We start from the raw sequence: 439 nt of genomic DNA on the forward strand, positions 1-439 counted from the left end.
TATTACTACTATATTAAGTATAAAAATGCTCTCATAAGATGTAAGCAATTTTTATATGACTTTGGACCTTTATCAACATTAGATCACGCTGCTCTATATGATCATTGGTTTGGAAATGAAACCCCACGTATTGAATCAGGAAAATGTTTGTTGGATTGGTTATGATTATTCAAAATCGAAAACGTTAAGTTTTGACGTGGTCAACCAAAATGTTACACCCCAGTTAAGCAACTTTCATTAAAAAATCGCTCTGTTTTTCAAATTGATTTGGGCTTAAATATCCCCAAATAGAATGTAATCTGTGGCTGTTATTGAACATGGTGATGTAATTCAAAATGTCCTGTTGAGCTTCCCATCGGTTTTGATAATTTCGCCATTGAACTCGCTCTTGTTTTAAGCTGCCAAAGAAGCTCTCAGCACGCTGTTATCCCAGCAATCA

At 34.9% G+C, this 439-nt stretch carries 2 pseudogenes; one reads left to right on the forward strand and one right to left on the reverse strand.

From position 1 onward, the window contains the following. Nucleotides 1–193 (forward strand): annotated as a pseudogene (locus tag OK13_RS15640) (hypothetical protein); the annotation flags it as partial. 30 nt (nucleotides 194–223) lie between these two features. Here the strand turns inward: OK13_RS15640 and OK13_RS14345 are convergent. After that, nucleotides 224–439: pseudogene (locus tag OK13_RS14345) on the reverse strand (IS3 family transposase); the annotation flags it as partial.

The organism is Legionella norrlandica (assembly GCF_000770585.1).
In the GTDB taxonomy this organism is placed as follows: domain Bacteria; phylum Pseudomonadota; class Gammaproteobacteria; order Legionellales; family Legionellaceae; genus Legionella; species Legionella norrlandica.